Below are 17,010 nucleotides of genomic sequence, written 5' to 3'. Positions count from 1 at the left end.
ATGAAAATGAATGAAGTGTTGGCAAAGGGGATAAAAGCAAAAGAGGTTGCTAGAGAACTTGTGCTTAAAACTACAGATCAAAAAAATGAAGCACTTGCTGCAATTGCTAATCAGTTGATAGTAGAAACAGCTTATATTTTAGAAGAAAACAAACGGGATATTGAAGAAGGTAAGGAGAAAGGATTTTCTAATTCACTCCTTGATCGCCTTTTGCTGAATGAACAGCGAATTGTTGATATGACAGAGGGTATTAAGCAGTTAATTGAATTACGTGATCCTATTGGAGAATGTGTAAGTGCATGGGAACGACCAAATGGACTATCTATTCAGGAGATGCGCGTACCACTTGGTGTTGTCGGAATGATTTATGAGGCAAGACCGAATGTAACTGTTGATGCTGCTACAATTTGTTTAAAAACAGGAAACGCAGTAATACTACGTGGTAGTTCTTCTGCTATCCATTCTAACAAAGCCATCGTTAGCGTTATTCACCGGGCGCTTAAGCAAACTAGCTTGCCTTCAGAAAGTGTACAGCTCATAGAAGACACAACGAGAGATAGTGCAAAACAGCTGTTTACATTGAATGAGTACTTGGATGTTCTTATACCAAGAGGCGGTAAACAATTAATTGATACAGTAGTGAGAGAAGCGTCTGTTCCAGTACTTGAAACAGGTGCGGGAAATTGTCATATATTCATTGATGAAACAGCGGATAAACAAATGGCATTTAATATTATTATAAATGCAAAAACACAGCGCCCATCTGTATGTAATGCAATTGAGACGATTGTACTTCATGAGAATTGGGCAGAGCAATATGGTAGCGAGTTGTTTTCTTCTTTGAAGGAAAGAGGAGTAGAGCTACGCGGTGATAATAAAGCAGTGGCGATTGATACTTCTATCTTACTTGCGACAGAAGAAGACTGGGAAACAGAGTTTTTATCTCTCACACTAGCAGTGAAAGTGGTTTCCACTGTTGAAGAAGCGATTCATCATATAAATACGTATGGATCTATGCATTCTGAAGCGATTATTACTGAAAACGAGGAAAACGTCAGCAAGTTTTTTACTTCTGTAGATGCCGCGGCACTTTATCATAATGCATCGACTCGTTTTACAGATGGATCCGAATTTGGATTCGGAGCGGAAATTGGTATCAGTACGCAAAAGTTACACGTAAGAGGACCAATGGGGCTTCCAGCATTAACTTCCACAAAATATGTAATTCGTGGAAATGGACAAATTCGGAGCTAAGAATAACAAAAGACATCCAATTTAATTGAGATGTCTTTTGTTAGTATAATATCCATTTACCATACAAAAAGCCCTACAAGCATAGCGCTTAATAAAGAAACAGCCATCCCGCTAACAAGAAGCTTCCAAACATTTTTACCGATGACTGATGATTTTTCCCCGCCAAATAATGAATTGTAAGTTCCGTAAATCATACCTACTGTACTAAAGTTAGCAAAAGAAGCTAGAAATGTTGTTGCAACCGCAACCGTATGCGGTTGTAGCGACTTTAAGTTTGATTTTAAATCCATCATAGCAACAAATTCATTCGTCGTAATTTTTATTCCCATTAATTCAGCTACATACATAGCATCTTTGCCGGATAAACCGAGTAAAAATGCAAAAGGACTAAAGATAATGGAGAAGATTTTTTGAATTGTTAACCCCGTTACAAAAAAGCCTAAAATCCCATTTAAACATGCTGTTAAAGCTACATACCCAATTACCATGGCTAAAATAACGATAACCATATTCATTCCAACTAACATACTGTTTGAAATAGTGGAAAAGAAATCCTTTTTTTCATGCTTTGAAGGTGTATATACGACATCATCTTCTTTCGTAACTTCCACAGGATTTAATACATTGGCTAAAATTAATGCATTAATACAGTTTAAAGGGATTGCACTGAAAATATATGTAGCTGGTACCATTGATAAATAAGCGCCAAGAATGGATCCGCTAACGCTACTCATACTCATAATTCCAAAAGTCAACAAACGATTTTCTTTTAAAACAGATAATTGATCACGAACAACTGCAAGTGCTTCAGTGTTTCCTAAAAACATCATTTGAATGGAAAAGAAACTTTCTAACTTTGGTAAACGAGAAATCTTTGAAATAACCGCACCTACTTTATCAATAATCCAAGTTAAGATTCCGAAATACGAAAGAATATCGAAAAAAGTAATAACAAAGATGATAGGCAGTAATGCACTAAAGAAGAAATCAATGTGTGGACTGTCCATAGCGGAAGGAAATGCAAATCGAATACCTTCGTTCGCGCATGCCAGTAGCCAACTGAAAAATGACGCAATTTTATTAATGATAATACTGCCGAGCTTCGTGCCTAACATAAACCACGTAATAAAAAGCTCCAATATGATGAGAATTACAATTGGTCTCCATTTTATATGTTTTTTATTAGGTGAACATAAGAAAACAATTAATATGACAACGAAAATCCCTAACATATTCAATATGAAATACATGTCAACCACTCCTTGAGCTTTATTATTTGTATATAAAAAAGCTCTTATTCTTCTTAATTTAGAATGAATGTGGTTTAATTTATATTTTTATAAATTCTAAAAATATAGAAGGTAAAATTCGATAAAAATAGAATTTAATACATCGCAAACAAGGAGGGGATAAAAATGGAGGTCTATCACATAACGAGTAGAAAGAGGGAAACATACAACGTTCAGGTGAAATATTCGATACTTTTCGAATGTGCACTTGGCATTGCAGCAATTACTCATAAAAGGTTAATTGATACACTTGAAAAGACTGAAAGTGAATGGGAAGGAATTAGACAATCATTAACAAATGAGATGAGAGAACACTTACAGTTTGTAGAAGAACATAATACGTGGAAAGCATTGCTTCAGTTATTGTATGAAGAGGATTTTCAGGACTTATCGCAGTTTAATTTTAAAATTGATTCACTTTCAGAAGAAGATTTGAAATTTATATGTTTACCGTTTTTAGGAGAGAAATATGAAGAGAAAAGACGTTTAGCTGCAACGGGAGTTGTATGTGCAATACACGAACTAAAGGAACTAACAGATGATCATCAGTTTTTTTCTACTTATATTAGCTTTATATGTGATGTAGATGTACAAGTGCTGAAATCTCATTTAATCGCTGTTATGACAGGTTGGTATGAGAGTGTAATTAAGAAAGAGGAGGAAGTACTTTCTATATTAAAACGAGATTATGAAGCAAAAAATGAAATGAATAAAAAGATGAAGCCGGAAGAGTTTGTAGAGTGGGCGACTGGCGGAGTGAACTATATGCCAGAGCCAAGTATTCATCACGTACTTCTTATTCCGCAAATGACGTACAGACCGTGGAATATTGAAGCAGATATTGATGATACGAAAGTATTTCATTACCCAGTTGCGAATGAAAGTATCCATCCTGAAGATCCGTATGAACCGAATTATTTTTTAGTTCAAAAACATAAGGCTCTTGGGGATGAAGCGAGATTGCGAATTGTAAAAATGTTGTTTGAAAAAGAACGTACATTACAGGAAATAACGGAAAGATTGCAGCTTGGTAAATCGACAGTACACCATCATTTGAAATTGTTACGTGCAGCGAAGTTAGTTGATATACATGACGGAAAGTATGTATTAAGGAAGAAAGCAGTACAGTCGTTAGCAAAAGAATTAGAAGCATTTTTAAATAGATAATATGCAACGAGAATGTACATAAAGGGAGGAATATAAAAGAAAAGTTGGTGTGTGAAATTGAAAAATATATTGAAAAATCGTTCGTTCTTTTTTATGTGGATTGGGAGTGCAATCTCAGAATTAGGAGGGGCTTTCGGAACGTTATGTAATTCAATTCTAGTATATGAGTTAACAGGATCGGAAATGGCTTTAAGTAGTATGTGGCTATTATATTTCATCCCATCACTCATACTGCAATTAATAAGTGGCCCATTTATTGATAAATGGAGCCGGAAGTGGATTATGATTTTTTCACAATGGATACGAGCGTCCGTATTCTTATTACCTTTGATGATGCTAGCTTCGGGTAGTATAGAAGTTTGGCACATTTATGTTGTTCAAATTGTAGTGGGACTTATTACACCTCTTTATACACCTGCGAGTCAGGCAATTACACCGAGCATTGTAAGTCAAGGACAACTTCAAGACGCAAATGCGTACATTGATGGAATGACTCGCCTTATGATGTTTCTTGCGCCAGTATTAGGTGGAGTAGTAATTCATTACATTGGAACAGAATTTACATTATCTTTTGTATGTATTTGTCTATTTGTTAGTGGTGCTTTCTTACTTTATATAAAAGAAAAGAGAACTACAACAGATATAAGAAAAACGTGGCTAGAACAATTTCTTCAAGGTTTTACATATTTTTTTACAAAACCAATCATCGTTTGGCTCGGTATATTTCTTACTTTCGTGCAGTTTGGAGTAGGGGTAACGATGGTCACAAATCTTCCTTATATAAAAGACGAGCTGTCAGCGGGATATGCAGAGTACGGCTATTTCATGGCAGGTTTTCCACTTGGCTACGTAATTGGCTCAGTATTAGTCGGAAAAGTAACATATAAAAGCCGGCGTATACTTATGCTTGGAGGATTGTTTATAGGGGGGCTCACATACATTTCATTAGGGTTCAATCATAGTATTATCATTGCAATAATAATTGAAGTAATAGCAGGGATTTGTATTGCATTTTTTAATGTTCATAACACAACAATATGCCAACAAACTGTGCCTAATAATATGATAGGACAAATATTTTCAGTGCGTTTATTTTTCATACGATCCGCTATGCCGTTAGGTGTGTTAGTAGGGGGGATATTGAGTGAAATGTGGGGAGTAAGAGCGCTATATGTAATCATCGGTGCAATTATATGTGTCACCTCTTTAATAGGAATGTTACTTCCGTATTTCAAATTTTTAGATGAGGCGATAGAAAAGAAATCAGCATAATTCAAAAAATTAAAACTTTACAATTGAAAATAATTATCATAATCAATTATAATAGAAGTATACTAGTATTCGTATTACAAAGAGGGAGTGGGATATATGTTTATCGAAACGAAAACATTTACAGTAAAAGAAGGTACATCAAATATAGTTGTAGAACGTTTCACTGGAGAAGGTATTATTGAAAAATTTGAAGGCTTCATCGATTTAAGTGTTCTCGTGAAAAAAGTAAGACGCGGCGACGAAGAAGTTGTCGTAATGATTCGCTGGGAATCTGAAGAAGCATGGAAAAACTGGGAAACAAGTGAAGAACACTTAGCTGGACATAGAGCGGGCCGTGGTAAACCAAAACCAGATCATATTATTAATGTGGATCATGCGGTTTATTATGTGAAATCATCTAAATCGGCTTATCAACAGTCGTAATATACAAGCAGAGGATACATGTTGTAAAAGCAAACATGTATCCTCTTTTTTATTACTGGGGGATGGGAATGATAGAAAAACTTGCATTCATTACATATGAACAACATAAAAAATTAGTGCAAACAATAGTAGCTGAAATCTTATCTATAGATACGGTAAATGGATGTATGCTGATCGGATCTGTCTCAAGAGGTGATGCATATCCTGATTCGGATTTAGACTTATCTTTGAAACATTTTTTGATTTTCAATTTTTGGAGCAAAAAGGGAAAGCGCTTGTAGTGATGAGTGATGAGAGTGGATTTATACTTGTACTAAGTGATCCAAAAGCATTTAAGGGGAATAGGGAAGTTACGTATCCGGAAGCTTTTCATATTGGTTTTTTAGTGGATACATCAAGTGAAGTGGATCAAGCATATAATCGCTTAGTAGCCGGCGGTATTGAAATAGACAAGGAACCTTATTCGATGCGAGGGAGTAGTTATGGTTTTTATTTTACAGTATTTAATGACTTATTAATTGAAGTGTCTTGTCTTGATTATAGAGAAGGTAAGAAAGTTTCAAAGCTTAATAGTAATCATCAAGAATAATCGTTTGAAGGTGTATATATAGCCCCTTATCCAGTTTGGAAAGGGGCTTGCTTATTTTATTACCTTATTTATCTTACTATTTGTGGATTGATTAAAGTCTCACCTTATTTGTCTATCTGAATTTCAAATTCAAGCACAGCTTGATCTTTCCTAAACGGCATACTGAGTTCTTTAAATCGAAAGCTTATTCCAGACAAATTATCAGGAAGGACAGGAGATACAACGAATTGATGATTCATATGTCCATCAGTGCCGCCACCACCTTCTGACCAGCAATCGTATGTATCATCTATTGATAATTGGAAGAAACTATGAGGCTTATTTTCAATAAAAGCTTCATCCGTGGAATCCCAATCGCTATATAAATAAACTACACTAGCATTTGCATATTGCCGAATAAAAGTTACAGTATACATGACTCCATTATGTTCATAAGTTTTAAAAACAGGTACATGTTTTTTGAAGTCAGTTGGTTCAACGCGAGGTTTAAATTCTTCTTCATCCATCATGGAAGAGAATAATGAGTTTAGATAGTCTGGATAAAATTCGTATTGCTTTGCCCATTTATAAATCGCTTCATCATGTGGAAAACCTGGGTCACCACTTGAAAGTTCTTTTCGTTCTTTTAATAGGGCGCAAATTTTTTCATCAATAGAGTATAAACGTTCATCGTAATGATCGGTAGGGCGTTCGAAAGTCATTCTTCGCATAATCATTCCTCCTTTACTTTATTTTAACAAAAAAGACAGACTAATAAATAGTCTGTCTTTTTACATTAATTCTTCACATCATCATAAAGTTCAAGCGCCTCTTTCACATTTAATCTATTCTTCACAATACCATGTATTGCTTGAATCATCGCAGCTGGGTGCTCGGATTGCCATATGTTACGTCCCATGTCTACTCCAATGGCGCCTTCTTGCAGTGCATTGTACGTAATGTTTAATGCGTCTTCAATTGAATCTAGTTTTGGGCCGCCCGCGATGACGACTGGGGCAGGGCATGTGCTCGTTATTTTTTCGAATCCTTCGCAGTAATACGTTTTAATAATATCAGCACCCATTTCAACACATACGCGGGAAGCGAGTGCTAGAAAGCGAGCTTCACGTTTTTGTAATTCCTTTGCGACTGCGGTAATACCGAGTACTGGCAGGCCGTAATCGTGAGCTTCAGAGACTACGTTTGCGAGATTCGAAACAGTTTGTGTTTCATAGTCTGATCCGACAAAAACAGAGACGCCAACGCCAATTGCGTTTTGCTTCACTGCTTCTTTTACAGGTGTAACAATTGTTTCATTCGCTAAATCTTTACCGACGACAGTAGCTCCGCCAGATACACGCATAACCATCGGTGTACTGCAGTTTTCAGGAATACAGGAGCTAAGTACACCGCGCGTTAAAAAGAGGGAGTCTGTATAAGGAAGTAAGTTTTTTACTGTTTCAAGTGGTTGTTCTAGCCCGTGAATTGGTCCTAAGAAATAACCGTGATCTATGGCTAACATAACCGCTCTACCATCAGGTAAAATTGTATTTAATCGATTTTTAAATCCCCAAGTCATTTGAAATCACTCCTTCGTTAATGTTGGATTTTCCGTTTGTACAGTATCTTTATTTGGTAAATGTGGTGACTTTATAAAAACAGCTTTAAAAGGTTTGTCAGAATGGTTAATTAAATAGTGAGATTCATGAGGGCGAACTTGCAGGACATCACCTTGTTTAATCGGAACTCTTTCGTTATTTACATAGAAGTCTATTTCGCCTTCTAACGCATAAAAAACTTCTTCACACGTTGTATGGTAATGATTTTGAAACTCTTGCCCAGGCTGAATGACAACAAGACCTAGATCAATATTGGGGCCTTGTATTAAATATTTGGGCCCGTTATCACCGAAGCGATAGGAGAAATCATTTTCATTCGCTTTTAACATACAGTTCACTCCTTTATGTAAATGAGTTACAGTGCACCTGGCGCAATCCACATATGTGTTGTAAGTCCTTTATCAGCTAAAGTGAGCTGACTGTTATACACGGTTTTCCATGTTTCATAGAATTCCTTGTATAGCTCGTGATTTTCCGTGATTGGTTCAAATGTATTTTCCCACTGTAAAAATTGTTCGGCAGCCTCTTCCATAGATGTATATATTCCAGCGCCAACTCCAGCAGCAATCGCAGTTCCTAAAGCAGCTGCTTCTTTCACAACTGGTACTTTTACAGGAATGCCGAGTACGTCTGATAGAATTTGTGGCCATAGTTTCCCTTTAGCGGCACCGCCAGCAAAAACAACTTCAGAAGGGAATGTATCAGTAAGATTTTCAATTAGTTTTAAGTTTCCAAGTGTAACGAAGGCCGCATTTTCTTCAATAGCACGGAACAGTTCCTTTTTTCCGCATTTGTCAGCGTCTAAACTTAAATTTAAGAATGAAGGTGCGGCATGACGCCAAGAAATGTAGTTCATAACGTTTGAAAAAGTAGGGATAATACCATATGAACCGACAGGTACGTCTTTCGCTTGTTCTTCTAATAATTCATAAGCGTCTACACCGAGTTTTTCAGCGAGCTTTTTTTCTTCTTGGCAAAAAGCGTCTCGAAACCAGCGCATAACAAGACCAGGGAAAAAAGCGATTGTTTCATATTGCCATAGATTCGAAATGACATGGCAATTTACACGAATCGCAGCATATGGATCTGTAATTGGTTCTGTAATATTTACTTCTTGTTGCCAAAAGCTGCCTCCGCATATTAATGTTTGATTTGGTTTCACGACTCCAGTTCCGAGTGATGCCATTTGAGCATCTCCGCCGCCAGCGACGACAGGAATTCCTGCCAGTAATCCAGTTAATGCTGCACACTCTTTTGTAACGTTTCCGATTACCGTACCAGCCTCATTTACTTTTGGTGAAAATGGCAAAGTTATACCACACTCTTTAGCGACATCGTTATCCCAATTTCTATTTTGTAAATCAAAGATTCCAGACGTACAACCGTTGGAAGGGTCGATTTGCAGTACATCGCTTAATTTATACAAAATCCAATCGTTTAACATCGTAAAGGAGTGGATATTACAATAGATTTCTGGTTCATGTTTTTTAATCCAAAGTAGACGTGGTAAAGCACCTAATGAAAAAGTTTGCCCAGATTTTCTGTATAAATCTTCTTCAAGATGTGAGCGGATTTCTTTTAGCTCACTAACTTCAGCGGATGCACGGCCATCAACATTTGCACATGCCCATATTTCTTGCCCATTTTTATCATATAAAACAAAACCTTCTCGCATACTTGTAGCGCTAATAGCTTGAATAGAAGAAGGAAGTATATTACTTTTTTGTAGAACTTCTTTCGTACACTGTTGTACGAGTTGCCAGTTTGCTTTTACATCAAAATTCATAGAACCGGGGTAACGAGGATCAGTTTTATGAACCCATTCTTTTTGGCTTACTGCAATTTGATTGCCTTGTAAATCAAAAAGAACAGCTCGAATGCTTCCTGTACCAGCATCGAAAGCTAATAAAGTAGACATTAAGAATCACCTTCCTTTCTTAATAAGGAGAGCGCAGTTTCTTCATCAGTAATTAATGTATGAATAAATTTCCCTTTTAAAGCCCCATAAATGGCATCTATCTTTTGAGTACCTCCAGCCACACCAATGACATGCTTCATACTGCGAAGAATCGTAAGTGGTGTGCCAATTAGACGATTATGATGCGAGAGCTCTAATAAATCACCATTCGTATTATAAAACTGTCCTAAAATATCGCCCGCCCCGTTTTGACTTCGAATATATGTCATTTCACGTAGCGTTAATTTTTCTTCTTTTACAATCGTAGCGTCTTGAGATAACCCGCCAATACCGACAACTGCCGTATGTGCAAGTGAAGCGACATGAAGCATATCTTTCACGCTTGGTTCTGATAAAATACTTTGTGCCATTTCAGTAGAAGATGCTAGAAAAGGAGTAGGAATAATATGAAGATCACCTTGCATGTAGTGTAAATAGTTTTGTTTTCTTGGGAGATAGTGGTTTACTCCGCCTGTTAGCGTTACGAATGAAAGATTAATAGAACTTTCAAAATGAATGTTTTCTAGCATTTTACTTATTGTTTCACCCCAGCCGATGCCGAGTAAATCACCTTGTTGGAGATGAGTCTCTAAATATTGTGCAGCGGCTTTTCCGAGAGAAGCGTGATAATTGTCTATTGGAGTAGGGATAATGAAAGCATCTTTTAAGTGGAATTTTTTCATTAGGTCACGCTCAATACTTAAACAGTGTAAACCAGTTCCTTTTACGTGAAATGTAACGATACCTTCACTGCGTGCCTTATCTAATAACCGGACAACTTTATTTCTTGAAATGTGAAGAAGTGAAGCAATTTCCTGTTGTGTTAATTGGTCTTTATAATAGTACCAAGCTACTTTAGTTAATAAATTCTCTTCAAAGTTCAGCTGTGTCATACTCTTCATCCCTTTCAACAATTGACCACTCCTTAAACATATGTGCCACATATTTTGTTTATTCCAGTTGAAACGATTAATAGTACGTAGAAAAAAGTGTTCTAGATATAAAAAAAGGAATATACAATGCTACAAAACAAGTAGAACAAATAATCATTTTCTCAAAAAATGTTCTGGATAAAGGCAGGTGACATCATGTGGAGAACGTACCTTTATTACAAATAAAGAAAATGAGTAAGGCGTTTTTAAATCAACTTGTATTAAAAGAAGTGAACTTACAAGTAGAGCGTGGAGATATATACGCTTTAGTGGGGGGAAATGGCGCCGGGAAATCAACATTAATGAAAATATTAACGGGGTTATATTCGTATGATGATGGAGAGATGTATGTAAAAGGAATGAAGCAACAGTTTTCAAATCCGTCAGAAGCACATAGAAAAGGTATTTATTTAATACCGCAAGAACCACTCATTTTTCCGCATATGACTATTGAAGAAAATATATGTATCGGGTTAAAAGAAAAGAAAAAGAAACTAAGAGTACAGATTCAGCAATTGATTAACAGTCTAGGGTGGGATATTGACCTTTATGAGTTAGGAGCATCATTATCCATTGCGCAGCAACAGTTAGTAGAAATCATTAGAGGATTAATACGAGACGCTGAGATTCTTATTTTAGATGAGCCAACATCGACGTTAACAACTCATGAAATCAAGAGTCTTTTTGTGCTGATGAAAAGTTTGCAAGAAAAAGGAATTGGAATGATATACATTACACATCGTTTTCCGGAAATCTTTGAAATCTCCAATAAAGTAGCGATATTACGTGATGGAACAATCGCGAGTCAAGGGGATATATGTGACTATACATATGACACGCTGATGGAGGGGTTATTGCCAAAAGGATATAAACAGGAAGAAAAAAGAGAAATAGTTCAAGAGACAGAAAGAACGAAAAAAGTATTAGAAGTAGCGAATGTGACTAGTCACACATTCGAGAATATATCATTCACTGTACATGCTGGAGAGATTGTGGGGATTGCTGGCATTGTTGGATCAGGTAGAACGGAATTAGCGGAAGCAATATTTGGATTGGAAGCTATAAAATCAGGCTCTATTTTATTAGAAGGAAAACTAATTGATACATGTCCTTTGCATAAAAGATTAAGCGAAGGGCTCGTTTATGTGCCGGAAGATAGGGCGAGGAATGGAATTTTCTCCATTGTATCTGTCAAAGAAAATATTACTGCAGCATGTTTACAGCAAAATAATCGCTTTTTTATTAACCGAGAAAAAGAAAGCGCTTTAGTAAAGTCGTTTATAGAAAAGTTCCGAATTGTTGTACCAAGTATGAATGAAGAACTTACATCTTTATCGGGAGGTAATCAGCAAAAAGTCGTGCTTGCGAAATATCTTGCATGTAATCCCAAAATCATTATTCTTGATGAACCAACTCGCGGAATTGATGCAAAAGCAAGGCTTGAAGTGTATGAAACGATAGAAAAAATGAAAAGAGAAGGACTCGCCATATTATTCATTTCTTCAGATGTTGAGGAAATCGTCCAATTAGCTAACCGTGTATACGTCATGCGAAATGGTCAATTTGTTTCTCATTTGGAGAAAGAAAAAATAAATGTAGAAGAAGTTACACGTCTTGCATACGGAGGTGTAACGGAATGAAACGCATGTATAAAATGCACGAAACGTCTATCATACTGTTACTACTAATTTATATAGCCATGGTCGGGATAATAAATCCTAGTTTTGTTCAGTTTAACTCGTTATCGTTAATGATGAAATCAAGCGTTATTTTAGTCGTTCTAGCAATTGGCCAATCGTTCGTTTTATTTACGAAAAATATAGACGTATCAGTTGGCTCAATTATGGGATTAAGCGCGGCAGTTTGCGGGATGTTATTAACGAACGGATATAGTGCAGTCTTGTCGATACTTGCTGCTATAATGCTTGGTGCTATTATCGGTTTCATAAACGGGATTGGAGTTGCAAAGTTTCGGGTACCAGCCATTATTATGACATTAGGGATGTTAGGAATTGTTAGAGGTGCAATGTTAATCTTCACAGGCGGGAAGTGGATTGAAGATACTCCAAATAATTTTAAGAAACTTTCATCTATCGTCATACTTGGTCTGCCGATAATTGTATGGGGTGTTCTTATTATTTTATTACTACTATACTTCTTTTTAAGGAAGGTACCATACGGAAGATACTTCTATGCGGTAGGTGACAATGAAGATGGTGCGAGGCTCATTGGGATACCTGTTAATAAAGTAAAGATAAATGCGTTTATTATATCGGGCATAAGTGCGGCAATCGCTGGTTGCATATTTGTTATGAATATCGGGTTCGTTCCAAATCAAACTGGTACAGGAATAGAACTACAGGTGATCGCAGCTGCTGTGCTAGGAGGAATTCATCTAAAAGGAGGAACCGGTTCTATATTTGGAGCCGCATTAGGAGCATTATTTTTAGAAGCAATAAGCAGTTCACTCGTCTTTTTAAAAATACCAGCATTTTGGAATAATGCTATTTCGGGTTTTTTACTATTACTTATTATCATACTAGATAGTGTCATGAAGAAGTGGAAAGTAGAGAGGAGGATGAATCTATGAAGTATTTTTACAGATGGGAAGGTGTTCTAATCGTATTACTTCTTATAGAATTCATTCTCTTTAGTTTTATAAATCGTGATTTTTTAAATATTAGTAATCTCCTTTTTAGTACAAATGATTTTCTGTTTATAGCAATCGCAGCGATTCCAATGACTTTCGTTATTGTAACAGGAGGAATTGACGTATCTGTAGGATCTATTATGGGGCTAACTTCGATTTTAATTGGTGTACTTTGGATGAATGGGATTCATATTTTATTAGCAGTAATAATGGCACTTATAGTCAGTTGCTTAGCAGGAGCTTTAAATGGATTCATTATAAAAATGACAGATGTAGAACCACTAGTTGTTACACTCGGAACGATGTTTTTATATGGAGGAATTGCACTCGTCATTTCAGGAGGGGCGGGTGCTTCTGGATATGAAGGGATAAGTGGTTTACCTGATGCTTATGTACAACTAGCAAATGGTAGTTTTATAGGAATACCTAACTTATTATGGCTTCTTATCGCATTAACAATTGTATGCACGATTTTGTTTCACCGAACGATATATGGACGCCACGTACAATTAACAGGAGCGAACGAAAATACAGCAAAATACACCGGGATTCAGACGAAGAAAGTAGTAATCATTGCTTACATACTTTCTGGGTTAGGAGGTGGATTAGGGGGTGCTTTCTTAACTGCATATTTCGGTTCCGCACGTGCTGATATGGGAAGTGAAACAATATTACCGATCATTACAGCAGTCGTATTAGGTGGGACACTTATTACAGGGGGAAAAGGTAGTATTTTCGGTACAGTACTGGCAAGTATTTTTATAGGCCTTATGCAATATGGCCTACAAATGACAGGTTTAACAAATGAACAATCAAATGTAGTAATAGGTATTATCCTTATTCTTTCAGTTATTATGAGACATTTCAAATTACATCAATTCTTAGCAGGGAAAAGACGGAATTTGCATAAGGGGGAAATGTCATGAAGAGAAAACTAGGGATTGTATTGATCGTATGTATTTGTTTAATTGGTTTAATCGCTTGTTCCAGTCAAACGGCAGATAAGAAAAAAGCAGATGATGTGAAATTTGCATTTATCCCGAAATTAACTGGAGTTGGCTTCTTTACATCGGGCGGTGAAGGAGCAAAGGAGATGGGAGATAAGCTAGGCGTACAAGTGAAATATGATGGGCCGTCTGAAGCGAGTGTATCAGGGCAAGTAAAGTATATAAATAATTTCATTAATCAAAACTATGATGCACTTATGGTTTCCTCTACATCAGTTGATGGTTTATCGCAATCACTGCAGCGTGCTAAGAAAAAAGGAATGACTGTCTTAACGTGGGATTCTGATGTGAATCCGAAAGACCGTTCTTTTTATATAAGTCAAGGGACACCAGACCAACTTGCTAACTTATTAATTGAAATGACTTCCAAGCAAATTGGAGATAAAGGAAAAGTAGCTTTCTTTTATTCTAGTCCAACAGTAACGGATCAAAACCAATGGGTAACGAAAGCGAAAGAAATTATTAAAAAGAAATATCCGAACTGGGAAATTGTAACGACGCAGTACGGTGAAAATAATGCGCAAAAATCGTTATCAGTAGGGGAGAACATATTAAAAACGTATCCAGATATTAATGCAGTCATTTGCCCGGATGCAACGGCACTACCAGCGATGGCACAAGCAGCTGAAAACTTGAAAATGGATAAAAAAGTTGTTGTAACTGGCTTCTCTACACCAAACGTTATGCGTGATTACGTAAAACGAGGAACAGTACAACAATTTGGATTATGGGATGTAAAACAACAAGGTGCACTCGCAACGTATGTAGCAAATGAAATAGTAGTAAAAGGGAAGAAGTTAAAAGTAGGGGATAGTTTTGAAGTAAAAGGAATCGGAAAAGTGAAAGTAGAGCCAAACTCCATCCAAGGTTATGATTATGAGGCAGAAGGAAATGGAATTATTGTATTGCCAGAGCGGGTTGTATTTACGAAAGAGAATATTGATAAATATAATTTCTAGTAACGAAAAAACGTCCGAATATATCGGACGTTTTTTATTTCTTCATTAGTTATGAACTGTTTCTTTTTCATTTAATCCAAGCGTACGACCTGTAGAAGTGTGTAGGTCTTGGAACAACCTTGGATTTTCAGTTAGTGAAATGCCATATGAAGGAATCATTTCTTTTATTTTTTCTTCCCATTCTACCATGCGGCTTGGGAAACATTTTTCTAATACTTCAAGCATGACGTGAACAGCAGTAGAAGCACCTGGTGATGCGCCTAGTAATGCGGCGATTGAGCCGTCAGCTGCACTTACTACTTCTGTACCAAATTGAAGTGTTCCTTTACCGCCAGCATCAGTATCTTTAATTACTTGTACACGTTGTCCAGCAACTACAATATCCCAATCTTCACTTTTCGCGTTCGGAATGAATTCGCGTAATTCTTCCATGCGTTTTTCGTGCGATAACATAACTTGCTGAATTAAGTATTTTGTAAGTCCCATTTCTTTTACACCAGCAGCTAACATCGTTAAGACGTTATTCGGTTTTACAGAACCGATTAAGTCAAGATTTGAGCCAGTTTTTAAGAATTTAGGTGAGAACCCTGCGAATGGTCCGAATAATAAAGCTTTTTTATTATCTATATATCTCGTATCAAGGTGAGGTACAGACATTGGCGGAGCGCCAACTTTAGCTTTACCGTATACTTTCGCATGATGTTGCTCTACAACTTTTTGGTTTTTACATACCATAAATAGTCCACTTACTGGGAATCCACCGATATGCTTTGATTCAGGGATACCAGTCTTTTGAAGTAGAGGTAGACTACCGCCACCACCGCCAATAAAGACGAATTTAGCAGTATGATGCTCAATTTTACCACTATTCATATCGTGTACTTTCACTTCCCACAAACCATTTTTCGTGCGCTTAATATTTTCAACACTATGCTTGTAGTTTAGCTCGACATTTTTCGTTTTTAAGTAATCAAACAACATACGTGTTAATGCACCGAAGTTAACATCTGTTCCAGAGTCAATCTTCGTTGCCGCCATCGGTTCATTAGATGTACGGCCTTCCATAATGAGTGGAAGCCATTTTTTTAATGTTTCAGGAGCGTCGGAAAATTCCATTCCTTGAAACAGTGGATTTTTTGAAAGCGCTTCAAAACGGTTTTTTAGGAACTCAACATTTTTTTCCCCTTGTACTAAACTCATATGAGGTAGTGGCATAATAAAATCTTGTGGATTACGAATTAATTTGCTTTTTACAAGATATGCCCAAAATTGTCTTGAAAGCTGGAATTGCTCATTCACTTTTACAGCCTTACCAATATCTATAGATCCGTCAGATTTTTCGGAAGTATAGTTCAGTTCGCATAGCGCAGAATGCCCTGTACCTGCATTATTCCATTCGTTAGAGCTTTCTTCCCCGGCACTTGCGAGTTTTTCAAAAACTTTAATTTCCCATTCAGGTGCTAATTCTTTTAGTAATGAGCCTAACGTTGCACTCATAATTCCTGCACCAATTAAGATAACGTCTGTTTTTTGCTGCATGTTGCTCATGATAATCTCTCCATCCCCTATATTGGCAAAAAAGTGTAGGTGTTTTCTATGTCTAAGCCGTAAAAGAGAAACACCGCCTAGGCCCCACCTAGGTGTATACCTTTTTTGTCTCAATTATATAACCATCTCATACTCTATTATAATAATTAATAGACTAAAATATCTAGTGTTATCTGATAATTTTAAACTATTTAACGTTTTATTAGCTAAAAATCTTATTTAACAAGCTCTTTTAAGGCGGTAAATAGAAAAAAATTACAGTTTGAAATTATCTCGAAAAAGCTTACGTATCCTTAAGTGACTAAATCGAGTACCTTTTTATGGGCTTATTCTTTCTGTAATGGTAAGATTATTTTGAAAAATAA

Annotated in this window: 16 protein-coding genes and 1 pseudogene; 10 read left to right on the top strand and 7 right to left on the bottom strand. The window is 36.5% G+C overall.

All coding sequences use genetic code 11. The features are described from left to right. Positions 1 to 6: 6 nt before the first annotated feature. Positions 7 to 1,254: a glutamate-5-semialdehyde dehydrogenase gene (locus tag DN403_RS26915; RefSeq protein WP_149185928.1), complete on the top strand. Its 1,248-nt coding sequence runs from the start codon at positions 7 to 9 to the stop codon at positions 1,252 to 1,254. A 56-nt stretch (positions 1,255 to 1,310) separates the two neighbouring features. On the opposite strand, the gene DN403_RS26910 is transcribed toward DN403_RS26915, so the two are convergent. Further along, entirely contained in the window at positions 1,311 to 2,504 is a 1,194-nt protein-coding gene (locus DN403_RS26910; protein ID WP_079245679.1) for a NupC/NupG family nucleoside CNT transporter, read from the bottom strand. A 165-nt stretch (positions 2,505 to 2,669) separates the two neighbouring features. On the opposite strand from DN403_RS26910, the gene DN403_RS26905 reads away from it, so the two are divergent. The 5 genes and pseudogenes from DN403_RS26905 (at position 2,670) to DN403_RS26885 (ending at position 5,994) form a co-directional block, all read left to right on the top strand. After that, positions 2,670 to 3,710: an ArsR/SmtB family transcription factor gene (locus DN403_RS26905; protein WP_106081967.1), complete on the top strand. Its 1,041-nt coding sequence runs from the start codon at positions 2,670 to 2,672 to the stop codon at positions 3,708 to 3,710. A 51-nt stretch (positions 3,711 to 3,761) separates the two neighbouring features. After that, positions 3,762 to 4,982 (top strand): MFS transporter, encoded by a 1,221-nt coding sequence (locus tag DN403_RS26900; protein WP_149185927.1) that lies wholly within the window; start codon positions 3,762 to 3,764, stop codon positions 4,980 to 4,982. Positions 4,983 to 5,078: 96 nt separating this feature from the next. Then, entirely contained in the window at positions 5,079 to 5,405 is a 327-nt protein-coding gene (hmoA, locus tag DN403_RS26895; protein ID WP_000469498.1) for a heme-degrading monooxygenase HmoA, read from the top strand. 68 nt (positions 5,406 to 5,473) lie between these two features. After that, positions 5,474 to 5,626: pseudogene (locus tag DN403_RS26890) on the top strand (nucleotidyltransferase); the annotation flags it as partial. A gap of 2 nt (positions 5,627 to 5,628) precedes the next feature. Beyond that, positions 5,629 to 5,994 (top strand): VOC family protein, encoded by a 366-nt coding sequence (locus DN403_RS26885; RefSeq protein ID WP_042598029.1) that lies wholly within the window; start codon positions 5,629 to 5,631, stop codon positions 5,992 to 5,994. Between the two features lie 104 nt (positions 5,995 to 6,098). On the opposite strand, the gene DN403_RS26880 is transcribed toward DN403_RS26885, so the two are convergent. The 5 genes from DN403_RS26880 to DN403_RS26860 form a co-directional block, all read right to left on the bottom strand. Next, positions 6,099 to 6,704 carry a hypothetical protein gene (locus DN403_RS26880; protein ID WP_142326401.1) on the bottom strand — a complete coding sequence of 202 codons (606 nt, stop codon included), beginning with the start codon at positions 6,702 to 6,704 and terminating at the stop codon, positions 6,099 to 6,101. Positions 6,705 to 6,769: 65 nt separating this feature from the next. Then, complete coding sequence (gene lsrF, locus DN403_RS26875) at positions 6,770 to 7,552, bottom strand: 3-hydroxy-5-phosphonooxypentane-2,4-dione thiolase (RefSeq protein WP_000219780.1); 783 nt, start codon at positions 7,550 to 7,552, stop codon at positions 6,770 to 6,772. Positions 7,553 to 7,558: 6 nt separating this feature from the next. Further along, positions 7,559 to 7,921 carry a cupin domain-containing protein gene (locus DN403_RS26870; RefSeq protein ID WP_000909986.1) on the bottom strand — a complete coding sequence of 121 codons (363 nt, stop codon included), beginning with the start codon at positions 7,919 to 7,921 and terminating at the stop codon, positions 7,559 to 7,561. Positions 7,922 to 7,947: 26 nt separating this feature from the next. After that, positions 7,948 to 9,510, bottom strand: coding sequence for an autoinducer-2 kinase (lsrK, locus tag DN403_RS26865; protein WP_000105712.1), 1,563 nt, complete (start codon positions 9,508 to 9,510; stop codon positions 7,948 to 7,950). Continuing rightward, on the bottom strand, positions 9,510 to 10,460 hold the full coding sequence (locus DN403_RS26860) for a sugar-binding transcriptional regulator (RefSeq protein WP_000677766.1): 951 nt from the start codon (positions 10,458 to 10,460) through the stop codon (positions 9,510 to 9,512). Before DN403_RS26860 ends, lsrK begins: the two co-directional genes overlap by 1 nt. Before the next feature lie 179 nt (positions 10,461 to 10,639). Here DN403_RS26860 and DN403_RS26855 point away from each other — a divergent pair, with 179 nt between their 5' ends. Genes DN403_RS26855 through lsrB form a run of 4 tightly spaced genes read left to right on the top strand, consistent with a single transcriptional unit; the run spans position 10,640 to position 15,097 of the window. Continuing rightward, on the top strand, positions 10,640 to 12,121 hold the full coding sequence (locus tag DN403_RS26855) for a sugar ABC transporter ATP-binding protein (protein ID WP_149185926.1): 1,482 nt from the start codon (positions 10,640 to 10,642) through the stop codon (positions 12,119 to 12,121). Continuing rightward, complete coding sequence (locus tag DN403_RS26850) at positions 12,118 to 13,071, top strand: ABC transporter permease subunit (protein ID WP_000827677.1); 954 nt, start codon at positions 12,118 to 12,120, stop codon at positions 13,069 to 13,071. The genes DN403_RS26855 and DN403_RS26850 overlap by 4 nt, the downstream gene beginning before the upstream one ends. Then, entirely contained in the window at positions 13,068 to 14,057 is a 990-nt protein-coding gene (locus DN403_RS26845) for an ABC transporter permease (protein ID WP_000873534.1), read from the top strand. Before DN403_RS26850 ends, DN403_RS26845 begins: the two co-directional genes overlap by 4 nt. Continuing rightward, positions 14,054 to 15,097, top strand: a complete 1,044-nt coding sequence (gene lsrB / locus DN403_RS26840) for an autoinducer 2 ABC transporter substrate-binding protein LsrB (RefSeq protein WP_000823653.1) — start codon at positions 14,054 to 14,056, stop codon at positions 15,095 to 15,097. Before DN403_RS26845 ends, lsrB begins: the two co-directional genes overlap by 4 nt. Before the next feature lie 45 nt (positions 15,098 to 15,142). On the opposite strand, the gene DN403_RS26835 is transcribed toward lsrB, so the two are convergent. Next, on the bottom strand, positions 15,143 to 16,645 hold the full coding sequence (locus DN403_RS26835; protein WP_000069147.1) for a malate:quinone oxidoreductase: 1,503 nt from the start codon (positions 16,643 to 16,645) through the stop codon (positions 15,143 to 15,145). Positions 16,646 to 17,010 lie beyond the last annotated feature (365 nt).

The sequence above is a fragment of the Bacillus sp. AY2-1 genome, assembly GCF_008368965.1.
GTDB lineage: Bacteria > Bacillota > Bacilli > Bacillales > Bacillaceae_G > Bacillus_A > Bacillus_A thuringiensis_S.
This window is presented reverse-complemented; position numbering and strand designations above follow the sequence as displayed.